Source organism: Candidatus Methylobacter favarea (assembly GCF_902806695.1).
In the GTDB taxonomy this organism is placed as follows: domain Bacteria; phylum Pseudomonadota; class Gammaproteobacteria; order Methylococcales; family Methylomonadaceae; genus Methylobacter_B; species Methylobacter_B favarea.
The window spans coordinates 1-15,136 of the sequence record NZ_CADCXN010000060.1 but is presented as its reverse complement, the minus strand read 5'-3'; the positions used below and the strand labels follow the sequence as shown (position 1 = coordinate 15,136).

Genomic DNA, 15,136 nt, shown 5'->3' with positions numbered 1-15,136 from the left:
CCGGTGCATTTTACCGAAGCTCAGGTTTTCGGGCAGGTAGCGTCATTTATATGGCCGTTGCTGCGCATTACGGCAATGTTTATCGCCGTGCCGGTGTTTAGTATTAGAGCTGTGCCGGCCCGCGTCCGACTGATTCTTGCCGTGGCAATAACCTTCGTTGTCATGCCTTTATTGCCGGCTTTGCCGGCTGTTGAAATGTTCAGTTATGAGGGCGGGATGGTCGCTATTGCGCAGGTTATGATCGGTTTGGTTAGCGGTTTTATCGTGCAATTGGTTTTTTCATCAGTCATTTTTGCAGGGCAGGGCATAGCTTTAAGTATGGGGCTTGGTTTTGCGTCCCTGATCGATCCCCAAAACGGCCAGCAGGTGCCTGTAGTGGCGCAATTCTATGTAATTATCAGCACGCTGATTTTTTTTAATTTAGACGGGCACCTGTTATTAATAAAAATGTTACTGGACAGTTTTACAACCTTGCCTATCGGGGTAGAGGGCGTGGCTAAAGCCGATATTTGGGTTATTATCGGCTGGAGCAGCCGCATGTTCGCCGTCGGATTATTACTGGCGATGCCGGTTATTGTCAGTCTGCTGCTGGTTAATGTCAGTTTCGGTGTAGCGACCCGAGCCGCGCCGCAGTTAAATATCTTTTCCGTGGGTTTCCCGGTAACCCTAATGCTGGGAATATTGCTGATGTGGCTGACACTGCCGGAAGTGTCGGAGCAAATTGCCGGACTTTTAACCAATGCCTATGAGCTGCTCGGCCAGTTGTTGAAATTGTAGCTATGGCAGAAGATTCCGGACAGGAAAAAACCGAGGAACCTACCGGCAAGCGTCTGGAGGACGCGCAAAAAAAAGGGCAGATTGCCCGTTCCAGGGAACTTAATTCCTTTGTCATGCTGATGACCAGCGCGGTGCTGCTGCTTATGCTCGGAGAACGCATGGGCGCTGGTCTGATCGGGATGATGCGGAGTCAGTTTCAAGTAAGCCGCGAAATCATTTTTGATCCGGCCAGCACGGTCATTTATTTCAAGCAGCTTATGATCGATGGCGCCATGCTGATTGCCCCGTTTTTGGCGGTTATGGTGATTGCCGCGATTGGCGCGCCCCTGGCCTTGGGCGGTTGGGCATTTAGCTGGGAAGCAATGGCGCCCAAGCTGGAAAAGCTGGACCCCATTAAAGGAATTCCCCGCTTGTTCGCTTTGCATGGCTTGATTGAACTGGTCAAGGCCTTGTTGAAGTTTCTATTGATCTTTATTGTTGCCGTCGTGCTGTTCAAGTATTTTTTTAACGCACTGCTGGGATTGGGCGCTGAGCCGTTAGAGCAGTCGATTATTCACGGGCTAAAGGTCATTGGCAGTTGTTTCCTGTTGCTCAGCGCCTCATTGATATTGGTCGTGATGTTTGATGTGCCTTATCAGCTGTGGGATCACAGTAAAAAATTAAAAATGACCTTACAGGAGATCCGGGAGGAAATGAAGGAATCAGAAGGCAGTCCCGAGGTGAAGGGGCGAATGCGCAGGATGCAAATGGAAATGGCGCAAAACCGCATGATGGCCGAGGTGCCGAAAGCGGATGTGATTGTCACCAATCCCAGCCATTACGCCGTGGCCTTAAGATATGATCAAAATGCAAACGGCGCGCCCAGGCTCGTTGCCAAAGGCGTGGATTTAATGGCCGCCCAAATCCGTAACGTAGCGATAGGCGCCCATATACCGCTGGTCGCATCGCCGCCATTGGCCAGGGCGTTGTATTTTTCAACTGACATGGGTAAAGAAATACCGCAAGGCCTTTACCTGGCCGTGGCTCAGGTGCTGGCTTATGTGTATCAGTTAAAAACAGCACGGCAAAATCACTGGGATGAGCCTTTGCCGCCGGGAGATATTAAAGTGCCTGATGACTTTAAACAGGAAAGATGATTTATGGATTTTAGCAGAGTAACAGCGGCGTTTAAGTTACTGGGAAAAGCCGAGTTAGGCGCGCCTTTGGCTATTGTAATGATTCTGGCCATGATTATGCTGCCTTTGCCGGCATTTGTACTGGATCTGCTGTTTACTTTCAATATAGCCTTTTCGTTGATCATATTGCTGGTTGTCGTTTATACCCTGAGACCGTTGGAGTTTGCCGCTTTTCCAACAGTTATTCTGTTGGCCACTTTATTGCGTCTGGCCTTGAATGTAGCTTCGACGCGCATCGTGCTGCTGGAGGGTCATAACGGCGGCGATGCGGCCGGCAAGGTGATTGAAGCGTTCGGCGCTTTCGTTATCGGCGGCAACTTTGCCGTGGGCCTGGTGGTTTTTATTATTCTCGTGATAATAAATTTCGTAGTCGTTACCAAAGGCGCAGGCCGGGTTGCGGAAGTGGGGGCGCGATTTACGCTGGACGCCATGCCGGGCAAACAAATGGCGATCGATGCCGACTTGAATGCGGGATTGATTAGCCAGGATGAAGCGCGCGCCCGGCGGGCTGAAGTTGCGGCCGAAGCGGATTTTTATGGCTCCATGGATGGCGCCAGTAAATTTGTCAGGGGCGATGCCATTTCCGGGATTATTATTTTATTCGTCAATATGAGTGGCGGTCTGGCTATCGGGGTTGGTCAGCATGGTCTGGCGTTTGCGGAGGCCGGGCAGATTTATGTTTTGCTGACCATCGGCGATGGCCTGGTCGCCCAAATCCCGTCTTTGTTATTATCGTCCGCGTCGGCGCTGGTTGTCACCAAAGTCGGCAGCAGCAATCAGAATATAGGTCAACAGGTCAGCGCGCAGCTGTTTGAAAATCCGAAGGCGTTATTCATTGCTGCTGGCGTAATCGGTTTGCTGGGAGTTATTCCGGGCATGCCCAATCTTGTTTTTATCCTGCTGGCTTCGGTTTTGGCGGGTTCCGCCTGGCTGATTGACAAGCGGCATAAAGAAGCCGAGCTGGTGAGCATCGGTCATCCGCTTGCGGTATCTCATGCCGTTCCCGAAATTAAAGAATTGGGCTGGGATGATGTAATGCCGGTTGATATTGTCGGATTGGAAGTAGGCTATCGTCTTATTCCCCTGGTTGACAAGAATCAGGGCGGGCAATTGATGACGCGCATCAAGGGCGTGCGAAAAAAACTGTCTCAGGAACTGGGCTTTTTGATTCCGTCCGTGCATATTCGGGATAATCTCGATTTAAGCCCGACCACTTACAGAATTTCATTAATGGGAGTGACGGCAGGTGAAGCCGATCTTATGCCGGAAATGGAGATGGCGATTAATCCGGGGCGCGTTTTCGGGACTTTGCAGGGCAAGGCCTGTAAAGATCCTGCCTTTGGCCTGGATGCGCTGTGGATAGAGCCGAATCAAAAAGATCATGCGCAAACTCTTGGCTACACGGTAGTAGATCCCGGAACCGTAGTAGCTACCCATCTCAGCCATCTTCTGCAATCTCATTCGCATGAATTGTTCGGTTATGAGGAGGCGCAGAAAATACTCGATAACCTGGCTAAATCCGCGCCAAAACTGGTTGAAGATTTAGTGCCGAAAACATTGCCGCTGGGCGTGGTGGTCAAGGTACTGCAAAATTTACTGCAGGAGCGCGTGCCTATCCGTGATATGCGCAGTATCGCCGAAACTTTGGCGGAATACGGGGTCAAGAGTCAAGATCCCGACATCCTGACCTCGGCGGTACGAGCTTCATTAAGCCGATTAATTATTCATGAAATCAGCGGCATACAGAATGAATTGCCGGTGATAACTCTGGATCATGAGTTGGAACAGTTGTTGCATAAGTCTTTGCAGACAGCGAATGAAAGCGGCGTTGGCATCGAACCCGGACTAGCAGAGCAAATGCATACCTCATTACAGGAAAGTACGCAAAAAATGGAAATGGCAGGACAGACTGCAGTATTGCTGGTGTCTTCTTATATTCGTCCGTGGCTGGCCCGGTTTGTCCGTCATTCAATTTCCGGTCTGCATGTCCTGGCCTACAATGAAATACCGGCTGATCGCCAGATCAAGGTAGTTTCAACGGTCGGACGGCGCGCATAATCAATGAGGCTTGACAGTGAAGATTAAACGTTTTTTTGCAGCGGACATACGCCAGGCCATGCGTATGGTTAAAGAAGAGCTTGGCCCGGATGCCGTCATCATGTCAAACCGCTCTGTCGAAGGCGGGGTTGAAATTGTGGCGGCAAAGGATTTTGACGAGCAGTTGATACATATCAAGCTACAAAAACAAGCCGCTGAACAGGCACAGGCACTGGCTAAACAACAACTCTCACCGGTGCGTGAAACTGAAAAACTTGAATTGCCGGTTTTTGAAACAGAAAAAAAGCCTGTGCATATAGTAAGCAGTCAGAGAAAACAGGGCGCCGAGGGTTTTCTGCCGGACCGGCCGGTGCGGCGAAATATCGATCAGTATGTTGGCTATGCAGAGAAAATCCAGCTGCGCGCAAGCCCGGGAACGACAGCTGCAAAAATCGCCAGACCTGATGCCTTTGCTGTAAAGGAAAAACTGACTCCGGAAATCAAGACCCCGGAAAAGCAGGATAATCTGTCGCACAAGCTGCTAATGGAAATGAGCCAGGAGCTGAAATCCTTAAGAACGGCGATGGATAGCAAATTATCAGCCATCAACTGGCCGCAAAGTTCGCAAACCGACAGGGTCAGAGCCGATCTGCTGCAACGTTTATCGGCTATGGCTATTTCAAAAAAACTGAGCATAAAGATAGCCAATCGTTTTTCTAACCCTGCGGATCCTGAAGTGGCTTATACAAAAGCCCAGGAAATGCTGGCTCAAATAATGCCTGTAGCAGAAGATGATTTATTGGACTATGGCGGTATTGCCGCTTTGGTCGGACCCACCGGCGTGGGAAAAACCACCACCATTGCCAAATTGGCCGCCAAATTTATTTTAAAACACGGGCCAAGACAAGTCGCCTTGATTACTACGGATAACTATCGCATCGGTGCTCATGAACAGCTTAATACGTATGGCCGCATTCTGGATGTGCCAGTACGCATTGCATCCAGTGCTGAAGAACTGCGCAATCTGATTGACGGTTTTGCCGACAAGCGCCTTATTCTTATCGATACGGCCGGCATGAGCCAGCGTGATATGAAACTGATGGAGCAAATCAATACGTTGCAGCATCAGGATTTGCAGATTAAATCGTATCTGGTGATGGCGGCTGCAACCGGCTACAAGGCCATGAATGAAATTATCGAAGCATTTCAGGTTTTTAAACCGCAGGCGAGTATTTTGACTAAATTTGATGAAGCAGCAACGACAGGTTCCGCGATTTCTTCAATAATAGAACAAAATCTGCCGTTGGCTTTTATTGCCGATGGTCAGCAGGTGCCTGAAGATATGCATAGCCCGTGCGCGGTCTCTTTAATTGAACGCTGCGTGGCTGAGGCAAAAGCAGAAAGCGATTATAGTGACTATAGTGATATAAATTATGGGGCTTGGGCGGCTACAGGCCATGCATAAGCAATTGGATCAAGCAGCCGGGATAAGACAAATGAAAAAAATTAAACCCGTTCGGGTAATTGCGGTAACCAGCGGCAAAGGCGGCGTGGGCAAAACAAATTTGTCTGTAAATATCGGCATTGCACTGGCGCAAATGGGCCGGCGCGTGGCTTTACTGGATGCTGATATGGGTTTGGCGAATGTGGATATTTTGTTAGGCCTATATCCCAAGTTTAATCTTTCTCATGTGCTGGCAGGGGAAAAAACATTGGATGAAATCATGCTGGCAGGGCCTTCAGGCTTGAAGGTGATTCCGGGAGCGTCCGGAATTCAGAAAATGTCTGAACTGTCGACGATTGAACAGGCCGCAGTGATTCGCGCCTTTAGCGAAATTGATAAAGATCTGGATGTATTGATTGTAGATACAGCGGCAGGAATATCCGCCAGTGTGGTAAATTTTGCCCGCGCCTGCAAGGAAATTATCGTGGTTGTCTGCGATGAACCGACTTCGCTAACGGATGCTTATGCATTTATTAAATTGCTTAACCGGGACTATGGGCTTGCCAGTTTCCATATCATCACCAATATGGTTCAAACACTGCAGCAAGGCCAGGCATTGTTTCAAAAATTAATTAAAGTGACCGATCATTATCTGGATGATGTCACCTTGCAGTTTGCCGGGGCAGTTCCCTATGATGAATATTTACGCAAATCAGTTCAGAAACAAACGCCTGTAGTTTCTGCATTTCCCCGAAGCAAGGCCGCTCTTGCAGTTACGGCCATAGCTGCAAAGATTGATAATTGGCCGCTGAAATCCCAGACTGGCGGTTATATTGAGTTTTTTATTGAAAGAATGATTCAATACGGCTCGCATGAGGATGTCGCATGAATGGCGTGGCAATGTACACTTCAGTAAAGGCAGGCAGAACCGATGAGCAGGTCATGCAGCATGTGCCTTTAGTCAAACGCATTGCCTGCCATTTAATGAACCGGCTGCCTGATTCAGTTCAGGTGGACGATTTAATTCAGGCCGGGATGCTGGGTTTACTGGAAGCTATCAGCAATTACGATGCTACCCAGGGAGCAAGTTTTGACACCTACGCCGGTATCCGCATCCGGGGCTCCATGCTGGATGAAGTCAGGCGTTCCGACTGGACCCCGCGTTCTGTACATAAAAAGTCCAGAATGATTAGCGACGCGATACGCAGCATTGAAAATAGCACCGGGCGGGAGGCCAGAGCTAGTGATGTGGCCGGGTATTTGGGCATGGATATCGACGAATATAACCATATTCTTCAGGATTCAATCAGTTGCCGTATATTCAGTGTGGAAGAATTGGCGCAAACCGGCGATCATTATCTTGATGAATCACAGAGCCTGGAAGAAGAGCCGCTTGACAGGTTAAGCCGAAACGATTTTCATCAGGCCCTGGCGAGCGCCATTATGGGATTGCCGGAACGCGAACAACTGGTTATTTCGCTTTATTATGATGAAGAACTCAACTTGCGTGAAATCGGCGAAGTTATGAATATAAGCGAATCCAGAGTCAGTCAAATCAGCTCCCAGGCCGTGCTGAGATTAAGGTCAAGGCTGGCTGAATGGCTGGAAGATATTCGACCTGCTTGAAATAGCTTTCAGGCAAGCCCGATGTGCCTGAACGATTTGATTTTGAATAGAATTCTTGAGGGAGGGTTTTAGCCCGCCTATGGCGAACCTGGAAACAAGTTGAGCAGCGGAAAATAATGGATATTTTAAGTATCACAGGCATTATGGTGGGCATTGGCGCTCTTTTGCTGGGGAATCTGCTGGATGGCGGCCAAATCAGCTCGTTAATAAACGGCCCGGCTTTCGTGATTGTCCTGGGAGGAACATTCGGGGCAACCCTTTTGCAATTTCCGCCGCTGATATTTTTCCGGAGCATTAGAATATCGGTATGGATTTTAAAGCCCGAAAAAAGGAATCTTAAAGTGCAAATTGACAAAATAGTTAACTGGAGCGCTCTTGCTCGCAAGGAAGGCTTGTTGGGTTTGGAAAATGAACTGGATAAGGAAAATGATCCGTTTATCCAAAAAGGATTGCAGCTTTTGGTAGACGGCAATGAACCTGATGTCATTCGCGATATATTGGAAGTAGAGCTGACTACTAAAGAAAATATCGACTTACAGGCAGCCAGAGTCTATGAAGCGATGGGCGGTTATGCGCCAACAATTGGCATTCTGGGCGCCGTTATGGGTTTAATACATGTCATGGAGAACCTCGCCAATCCCGAGCTTTTAGGGGCGGGAATAGCTACGGCTTTTGTCGCGACCATATATGGGGTGAGTTCGGCCAATTTAATTTTTTTGCCGGTGGCAAATAAATTGAAATCACATGTGATTGACGCCACCCAAAGCAAAGAATTGATGATTGAAGGCATTAGCTCTATTGCAGAGGGTGAGAACCCCAGAAATATCGAGTTGAAATTGGGCGGCTACTTGCATAACCCGCATAAAGACTAGACTATGATGCGGCGCAGAAGAAAAATCGAGGAAGTTAATAATCATGAGCGATGGATAGTATCTTATGCTGATTTTATAACGCTTCTATTTGCCTTCTTTGTGGTTATGTATTCGATCTCTTCAGTCAATGAAGGAAAATACAGAGCATTGTCAGATTCACTAGGCGATGCTTTTTCAAAGGAGAATTATTTAAATACCGGGCAGCAGGCGAGTTCTGTTAATCCCATTCAGATTGGAACTCCGCCAACGGCTATTCAGCCCATACCGCTGGAAAATCCTTTAACAGCAGAAATTGAAAAAAGGCGGGAATTGAGTGAGGAAATTTTAAGGGAAAGAATACGGTTGAAGCAGGTATCCGATCAGTTTGAAAAAGTTCTGGAGCCTTTTATTGATGACAAGCTGATTGCCGTCATACGCAATAATTACTGGGTAGAGCTGGAGATGAATAGCGAATTGTTGTTTTTAAGTGGAGAAGCAGAATTATCCCCAAAAGCATTGCCGGTATTAAAAAAGATTGCCGAAGTCCTGAAACCATTGCCAAATGCCATTAATATTGAAGGCCATACCGATAATATCCCCATAGATACAGTGGAGTTTCCTTCAAACTGGGATTTGTCATCAGCCCGGGCCAGCAGCGTTGTTCAGGAATTTGTTAAAGTGGGCATAAATCCGATCCGCTTGTCTGCTATAGGTTATGGAGAGTTTCATCCGGTTGGAGATAATAAGCGGGAAGAAGGCCGCTTCAAGAACAGGCGGGTTGTTCTGGTTTTAATGTCGCAAGCTTTTTCCCGTTATGGCGCTAATGATGAAGAACGCGCAAAATTATTAAATCTGGCCCCGCCCGGGTCCGTTACCGGCAAACCCTGAAGGTGGATTAATTAATGCTAAGGCCAGTGCAGCTGCCGGGGATTGGTTTGTTATAACTTATCTGCTCGTTTGGTAAAATCTCAGGAGATTGATATGCCAGAAATCCAGCCTGTAGCCCCCGCTTTTCCGCTGACAAAACTCAATAAAGTTAAAAAAGATGATAATTTTCCCGAGAAAGAACAGCCTAAAAACCAGCCTTTGGAAAAGTCGGAAGAGCCGGATGCTGAGACGTTACCCCATATTGACGAAATTGTTTAATGATTGATTTGCTTTTAATTGTCATTATCGTTGTTGCCGTAACGGGTATAGCCGTTTTTATAGTAATTATATTGTTAGCCCGGCTGCTACGCGATCAACTGAAGCTCAAACATGATTACCGGCTTCTTGCCACTATCGTTAATGGCAATAACAATGATATTGCCGGGCTGTGTTCTGCCGCTTTGACTGTCGATAGCCGCATTACCATTAACGAAAAACAAATCAAGGCCCTATGGACAAAAACGGCGGATGACAAAAAAACTGAGCAGTATGAGCATCCTTATAACAGAGTTCTGCAAAAAATTCGCAGCGGAGCGGGTGTTCATGAGCTAATGCAGGATGCCGGATTAAGTCATGATGAAGCCGCTTTATTGATTAGACTGCATGGCTCTGAAGCGAAACCATGAGGAGACATGTGTTAGACTCGAGCAACTTGCGCGTGTGGATAGGGTAAAGATGAGCTTTATTAAGGAGGTGTTAATTACTACTGCATCAATTAACCGATGATTCAGCCTGGCCCAATTCGGTAGTTCCAGTAACTTTAAAATATATTTTGAGTGCGATAAAGTTGTTTAAATTCATCGTCGCTCACTTTAATAGCTGTTGCACACACAGAGTCATCTAATCCCTGAACTCCTGGGCCAGTCTTTGCAATTGAACTTTCCGAACTCGCCCGTTCCTGGCATTATGGATGAATCAAATTGAAGTGTGGTAATGCGGTAACTTTAACTCCTTGCAAGATTTGAAGGATAAAATTTTGGCACTTATTGTTTATTTCAATAAAACCATGAGCAAGCCCTTTAAATGAACTTGCCAAGGTAAGGTTATGGTTATTTAACCGATTATTACGGGGAATTTATGGATTGATGGACTAGGACCGTTCGCAATTAACCCAAATCACAGTAGATTAGGGCTGAGCATCGCCTTGATAGTTTCTAGTGAGGACTGCCCAATCATCAACCGCGCCATGAATCCATGTCTTCAATCCGCCGCGTGAAGTGCTCATCGCTTGTTCCCACTGCTGCTGCTGTTGTTTTTGCCCCGTGTTGATGAACGCGGACGACGATGCTCTCATCCACCATCAAATAGCCGAGCCCCGATCGTTGGATACTGCTGCCATGATTCGGGTCCATGTCCCCTTATGCGACCAGCGATTGTAGCGTACATAAACTCGATGCCAGTGTCCAAAAAACTGAGGTAAGCTTTGTTAAAGCGAGTCGGTAGCCGGTGCCTGCAGTCTATAATACCACTTCGACAAATTTCCGTTTATTGACGGCTGTCATCGCGCAATCACTGGCTTTGCCAAATAGAAGATCTTTAATGCGATTTGCTGGGTCATCGTTAACAGGATATGTTGCATCACGGTTGGTCCAAATGCCGGCTAAAACGCCCCTAGTTAATGCAAATAATACAAGGTGATACAGTCTTTCGTGGCTGGGATTTTGTGCCATTTTTTAAGATTAGCGGAGCTTAGATAAAATTATTGCAGGATACTATCGCTTAGGCCAAATATAAACATACTGGAGCCTTTGTCTTAAATAAATAGGCCCGCACAGAATCTAAATTAAGCCTGCTCTTTAATAAACTGTTGACTGACTTCAAGGCGCCGTGATGTTGCCTGCTAACAACCGCCTCTACATGGGGGCTAAATAATGAAAAATGTTATTACAATTTTTTCAATATTTATTAAGCTACATAGCACCAAGATATTATTACTTATTACGAAAATATGTAACATTTTGATTTAATTGGTGGGGCTTCAGGGACTCGAACCCTGGACCGATGGATTAAGAGTCTGTAACCACGTCAGATATACTATTATAAATCAATAACTTGCAACGCTTGCCGGCCTGTAAAACAGCCTATTCCCGGCACAATCATGACACACTAAATTTGTTTATGCCACAGTTTTTAAATATGCCACGCAATGACCCAGATGTATGCCTTTTTTCAAAAACAAACTACGATAACAAATGAGCACCGGCCTTTTTAAGCTTTGGATTGTCTCGCAGTAAAAGAGCGATTCGCTCTTCAAAACCCCTGGATGATATCGGAACTGGAACTGGAGTTGGGGAATAAATAAGAGCGGGCGTAACAAAAATAAAAAATAGAAAAATTCCTCATATATTTTCTTCTTATTTTTCAATGAAATACAGTATCGAAAAAATCATAGATTTTACGAACAAAATATTTCATCATAAATTAATCATAACTATTTGATTTTTAATAACTGAATTATAATTAAATTGTTTTATTATGTTATTGCAACATCTATAATAGAACTCATATTTTTTAGCTTATTGGAGCAACTGGTGCAAACAATAAATCAATCCAAACAGGAAAATTCCATCAAAAAAAGCATCCCTGCCGAATTATTCCTAACTAATATTGCTAGTCCTACATTGGCAAGACTAATTGAGGAAGTAAAAAATGACAATCCATCAACACTTCATGCTTACGACAGGGTACACAACCGTCATAACCGCTAATCAATTTAGCCTTAATGATTGAAATTGATACGATCCTGCTTAAGGTTGCAAGTCAATGCAACATTAACTGTGGATACTGCTATGTATACAACATGGGAGACGACAGTTGGGTCGATATGCCTAATTTCATATCCCAAGATACAATAAAAGCCGTTTCAAAAGAGCTAGAAGAACTTCGAAAAAAACAACAACGTCCATTTGCAATAGTTCTTCATGGCGGCGAGCCTCTTTTACTGGGAACTCGTCGATTAGAAACTTTGCTTCACTCCCTTAGAACAGCGATAGCTGAAGAATACTGCATAAGCATTCAAACTAATGGAATACTTATTTCGGACAAAATCCTTGATCTTTATTCAAAATTTAAAACGTCAATATCCGTAAGTCTTGATGGACATGAGATCACTCATAATGCTAACCGTGTAGGGCATCAAGGCGAAGGTACTTTCCATCATGTTTTAAAAGGTATTGAAAAACTTAAATCACATCCCGATGCTGCATTGCTCTATTTGCCGGTCTACTTGCTGTTATCGATCCAAACTCAAATCCACATGACATCTACAATTTCTTTAAAGAAGTTGATACACAAAACGTAGATTTTCTTTACAGAGATGGTAATCATGATAAGTTTCCTTTCGGAAAAGTCTCGTTCCACAGCACCGAATACGGTAATTGGTTAGCCTCGCTCCTAGACATTTATCTAGCTGATCAGGCCCCTATCAAAATAAGGGTACTTGATGATGTTATCCGACTTACCCTTGGTGGATTTGGCATAAAAGAGGGAATTGGCATTACTGATTTCGGCATTGCTGTTATTGATACCGATGGCGCCGTAACAAAAAATGACACATTGAAAAGCTCATATAAACGCGTAGACCGCTTCCTGGAAAACTGGAATGTCCATACTCACAGTTTAATTGATATATTCTCTTCAAGCGAATTCGCTGACGCCCATAAACTGCAACGCCCGACTTCATTTACATGTCAAACATGTCCTGAAATGCGGATATGTGGCGGAGGAATGCCTTTATACAGATGGAAAACAGGAACGGAATATGCCAATCCGTCTGTTTATTGCAACGATCAGCTACACCTTATAAATAAAGTAAAGACCATGCTTTTCGGACTTGAAAAATGCGCATAGCCGACAAACAACTTCTGGAAATGGAGAATACCGAAGTATTTGCATTGCCTTTCCCTTACTGTGTTTGCAATCAAGCTCTTTCGCCTCAATTATGTTTAGAACTCTTAACTTGGCTTGAAAACGATGCACCTTGGAAACTTGTTGAAACTGACTTTTATGAACAATATGAATTTAGTTTTTTTGATGTTCAGTTACCGTCCGAAATTTCGTTTTTAACTTCTCCTGAATATCTATCTCAAGTGAAGAATCAGGTTGAGCGTTTATTCTCAGTTAAACTTGAAACTCGCATCGATTTTACTGCCCATAAACTAATTTCAGGTCAACGTATCCGTATTCATAATGACAACATTCCAGGCTGTGAAACCCATCGCTTGTTGATTCAATTAAACAGAGGATGGAAAGATGAAAATGGCGGAATGTTAATGTTTTTAATAGTAAAAGTCCCAGCGATATACATAAGATATTTCGTCCTGAGCATAATAGCTCAGTTGGTTTTGCAATTTCCCCTGACTCTCATCACGCAGTGTCTACGATGCATAAAAGTGAACGATTTACATTAGTCTATTCCTTTTATCAGCAAGCAGATGAGTAGTCTTCAGAATTTAATTTTTTCCGCCATTGAAAACCCTTTATCTCTGGTGTGGTTTCCAGAATTAACTGAACAATTAGTAACCTATAGTTGGAAAAATATTCACGAAAAATACGAGCTTCAAGAAGACAATTATTCGACCGAAGCAATTATTTCATGGCCGTATAGGCAATTCAATAAACACCACTATTCGTTTAAGTCCTATTATTCAGAATAGCGCTAGCCCATTGCGGTCAATTAACATTTGCTCGATGCCTGAAGAGATAATGGTTATGTACTCTGATTCTGGTGCAAAACCTTATTCATCCGAAATACTGCAAAACTTAACAGTTTTACAATGTTTGCAGGAATCTCTGGAAATTCTAGCCACAATACCAACCGTCTATGAAACAGTTTCCTGGCTTGTAGCCTGCTTGCATATTCTTCAACCCGAGGATGACTATTTTGACATCAGTTATAGCCTCCCTAATATACTGTTCTCTATATTTATCTCAGCTCATAGTAAGCGAATGGACAATGATGTATTACGAGTTGCAGAGGCCATTTTGCATGAAGCGATGCACTTGCAATTAACATTAATTGAACAATGTGTACCGATGATTATTAACACAGATGAAAAATATTTTTCACCGTGGAAAAATGAACAGCGACACCCAAGAGGAGTATTACACGCTATCTATGTATTTTGTGTGATTAAACAGTTTTTTGAACTGCTTATAAAAGAATATATTTCAACATCGTCCATTCGATACTTAAATAAACGATGTGATGTAATTTCTAGTCAATTAACAGAGATTAATGATTTTATGAATTGCCCATATCTTACTGAAGCCGGTCAAGCTTTAACAAATAGACTTTTCTTTGTTAAGCAATAACTTAAATTGCTTACGCAGTTTTTTGTATTCCTTCTATAGCATCCGATGCAGCGTCTCTTACTTCCGTGTACTCATCATCTTTCAGCTTCTGGATTGAAGGAATTGCATCCTTAGCTTTCGCCCCAATTTTTCCTAGAGCAATAGTAGCATTTTTACGAGTTTCCTGGTCTTGATCTGCCAACAGACTTATTAACTCTTTGACTGCTTTTTCCGCTTTATCACCGTAGTATGATAAAGCAAGTGCTATAGCTCCTTTTACACTTGATGCTGTAATTGAATTGTCCGAAAACTCTTTGTGATCAAGATCACTGTTCAAAATTGACAATAGTTTGTCAACAATGGATTCTAATTCTTTATCATTTATTTTGGTTTCACCAAGTTCACCAAGCTCACCCAATGCACCGATAATCGCGAATATATAGGGATTACTTATATCGTCCACTAAATCGAAAAGATAAGCTAAGGTGTTACCATCGACCCTTAGTTCCCCCAATCCACTTAGTAATAGTGACCCAAAAGTTATGTCTGGCTTATTCTTCAACCTTTCAACAAAAGCCTCAGTTATTTTATTTGAGTTAAGCTTAAACTGAGGCAGTAACTCTGCAGCAGTATATTTAGTTTCTTTGTCATTACTCTTCAAGTCTGCAATTAATTCATCTACAACCAGATCTTTAGCCCCCTCATCCTTATCAATTTTATCGATTATCCGTTCAAGAGCCTTAATTTTCTGTTCTAACCTAAATATTTCGTCCGTGGTTTTTGATTCGAAACCTTTAGTAATTGAATCTAGGTTATCGTTAATTGACTCAGCCTTGGCACGAAGCTCAACAAGCTCTTTTTCTTTGATATTAATTTCATCTGTCCGGCGTCAATTATCCTGGCCGGATTGACGACAATTACCTTGGCTGGTTTTAGTTAAAAAAAAGGGTTACTTTTTTACGCTCTGTTTTTTTCGATAGCTTTCTCCTTCTATTTCAATAATGGCG

General features: G+C 44.1%; 17 protein-coding genes. 14 read left to right on the top strand and 3 right to left on the bottom strand.

Features of this window, described 5'->3' with window-relative positions; all coding sequences use genetic code 11:
- Positions 1-3: 3 nt before the first annotated feature.
- The 10 genes from fliR (at position 4) to HUX64_RS08900 (ending at position 9,463) form a co-directional block, all read left to right on the top strand.
- The gene (gene fliR / locus HUX64_RS08945; protein ID WP_174625889.1) at positions 4-777 is read left to right on the top strand and encodes a flagellar biosynthetic protein FliR; all 774 of its coding nucleotides are present in this window, start codon (positions 4-6) and stop codon (positions 775-777) included.
- A 2-nt stretch (positions 778-779) separates the two neighbouring features.
- Positions 780-1,913: a flagellar biosynthesis protein FlhB gene (gene flhB / locus HUX64_RS08940; RefSeq protein WP_174625888.1), complete on the top strand. Its 1,134-nt coding sequence runs from the start codon at positions 780-782 to the stop codon at positions 1,911-1,913.
- A 3-nt stretch (positions 1,914-1,916) separates the two neighbouring features.
- Complete coding sequence (flhA, locus tag HUX64_RS08935) at positions 1,917-4,010, top strand: flagellar biosynthesis protein FlhA (protein WP_174625887.1); 2,094 nt, start codon at positions 1,917-1,919, stop codon at positions 4,008-4,010.
- A gap of 16 nt (positions 4,011-4,026) precedes the next feature.
- Entirely contained in the window at positions 4,027-5,454 is a 1,428-nt protein-coding gene (gene flhF / locus HUX64_RS08930; protein ID WP_174625886.1) for a flagellar biosynthesis GTPase FlhF, read from the top strand.
- A gap of 31 nt (positions 5,455-5,485) precedes the next feature.
- Entirely contained in the window at positions 5,486-6,322 is an 837-nt protein-coding gene (locus HUX64_RS08925; RefSeq protein ID WP_217426481.1) for a MinD/ParA family protein, read from the top strand.
- A complete protein-coding gene (locus HUX64_RS08920; protein ID WP_174625884.1) occupies positions 6,319-7,059 on the top strand; it encodes an RNA polymerase sigma factor FliA in 741 nt (246 codons plus the stop codon). The genes HUX64_RS08925 and HUX64_RS08920 overlap by 4 nt, the downstream gene beginning before the upstream one ends.
- Before the next feature lie 116 nt (positions 7,060-7,175).
- On the top strand, positions 7,176-7,931 hold the full coding sequence (locus HUX64_RS08915; RefSeq protein ID WP_174625883.1) for a flagellar motor protein: 756 nt from the start codon (positions 7,176-7,178) through the stop codon (positions 7,929-7,931).
- A gap of 3 nt (positions 7,932-7,934) precedes the next feature.
- The gene (gene motD / locus HUX64_RS08910; protein WP_174625882.1) at positions 7,935-8,798 is read left to right on the top strand and encodes a flagellar motor protein MotD; all 864 of its coding nucleotides are present in this window, start codon (positions 7,935-7,937) and stop codon (positions 8,796-8,798) included.
- A gap of 93 nt (positions 8,799-8,891) precedes the next feature.
- Positions 8,892-9,056 carry a hypothetical protein gene (locus tag HUX64_RS08905; RefSeq protein ID WP_174625881.1) on the top strand — a complete coding sequence of 55 codons (165 nt, stop codon included), beginning with the start codon at positions 8,892-8,894 and terminating at the stop codon, positions 9,054-9,056.
- On the top strand, positions 9,056-9,463 hold the full coding sequence (locus tag HUX64_RS08900; RefSeq protein ID WP_174625880.1) for a DUF2802 domain-containing protein: 408 nt from the start codon (positions 9,056-9,058) through the stop codon (positions 9,461-9,463). The genes HUX64_RS08905 and HUX64_RS08900 overlap by 1 nt, the downstream gene beginning before the upstream one ends.
- Positions 9,464-9,963: 500 nt before the next feature.
- Here the strand turns inward: HUX64_RS08900 and HUX64_RS08895 are convergent, their stop codons facing one another.
- Both HUX64_RS08895 and HUX64_RS08890 read right to left on the bottom strand, forming a co-directional pair.
- Positions 9,964-10,131 (bottom strand): hypothetical protein, encoded by a 168-nt coding sequence (locus HUX64_RS08895; protein WP_174625879.1) that lies wholly within the window; start codon positions 10,129-10,131, stop codon positions 9,964-9,966.
- A gap of 163 nt (positions 10,132-10,294) precedes the next feature.
- The gene (locus tag HUX64_RS08890) at positions 10,295-10,507 is read right to left on the bottom strand and encodes a hypothetical protein (protein WP_174625878.1); all 213 of its coding nucleotides are present in this window, start codon (positions 10,505-10,507) and stop codon (positions 10,295-10,297) included.
- An 861-nt stretch (positions 10,508-11,368) separates the two neighbouring features.
- On the opposite strand from HUX64_RS08890, the gene yhhA reads away from it, so the two are divergent.
- The 4 genes from yhhA (at position 11,369) to HUX64_RS08870 (ending at position 14,150) form a co-directional block, all read left to right on the top strand.
- Positions 11,369-11,545 (top strand): YhhA family cyclophane-containing RiPP, encoded by a 177-nt coding sequence (gene yhhA / locus HUX64_RS08885; RefSeq protein ID WP_174625877.1) that lies wholly within the window; start codon positions 11,369-11,371, stop codon positions 11,543-11,545.
- Positions 11,546-11,559: 14 nt separating this feature from the next.
- Entirely contained in the window at positions 11,560-12,138 is a 579-nt protein-coding gene (locus tag HUX64_RS08880; protein ID WP_174625876.1) for a radical SAM protein, read from the top strand.
- A gap of 538 nt (positions 12,139-12,676) precedes the next feature.
- Positions 12,677-13,246 (top strand): cyclophane-containing peptide 2OG-Fe(II) oxygenase YhhC, encoded by a 570-nt coding sequence (gene yhhC, locus HUX64_RS08875; RefSeq protein ID WP_174625875.1) that lies wholly within the window; start codon positions 12,677-12,679, stop codon positions 13,244-13,246.
- Positions 13,247-13,526: 280 nt separating this feature from the next.
- Complete coding sequence (locus HUX64_RS08870; RefSeq protein ID WP_174625874.1) at positions 13,527-14,150, top strand: aKG-HExxH-type peptide beta-hydroxylase; 624 nt, start codon at positions 13,527-13,529, stop codon at positions 14,148-14,150.
- A gap of 10 nt (positions 14,151-14,160) precedes the next feature.
- Here HUX64_RS08870 and HUX64_RS08865 read toward each other — a convergent pair whose 3' ends face one another.
- Positions 14,161-14,790, bottom strand: coding sequence for a HEAT repeat domain-containing protein (locus tag HUX64_RS08865; protein ID WP_174625873.1), 630 nt, complete (start codon positions 14,788-14,790; stop codon positions 14,161-14,163).
- Positions 14,791-15,136 lie beyond the last annotated feature (346 nt).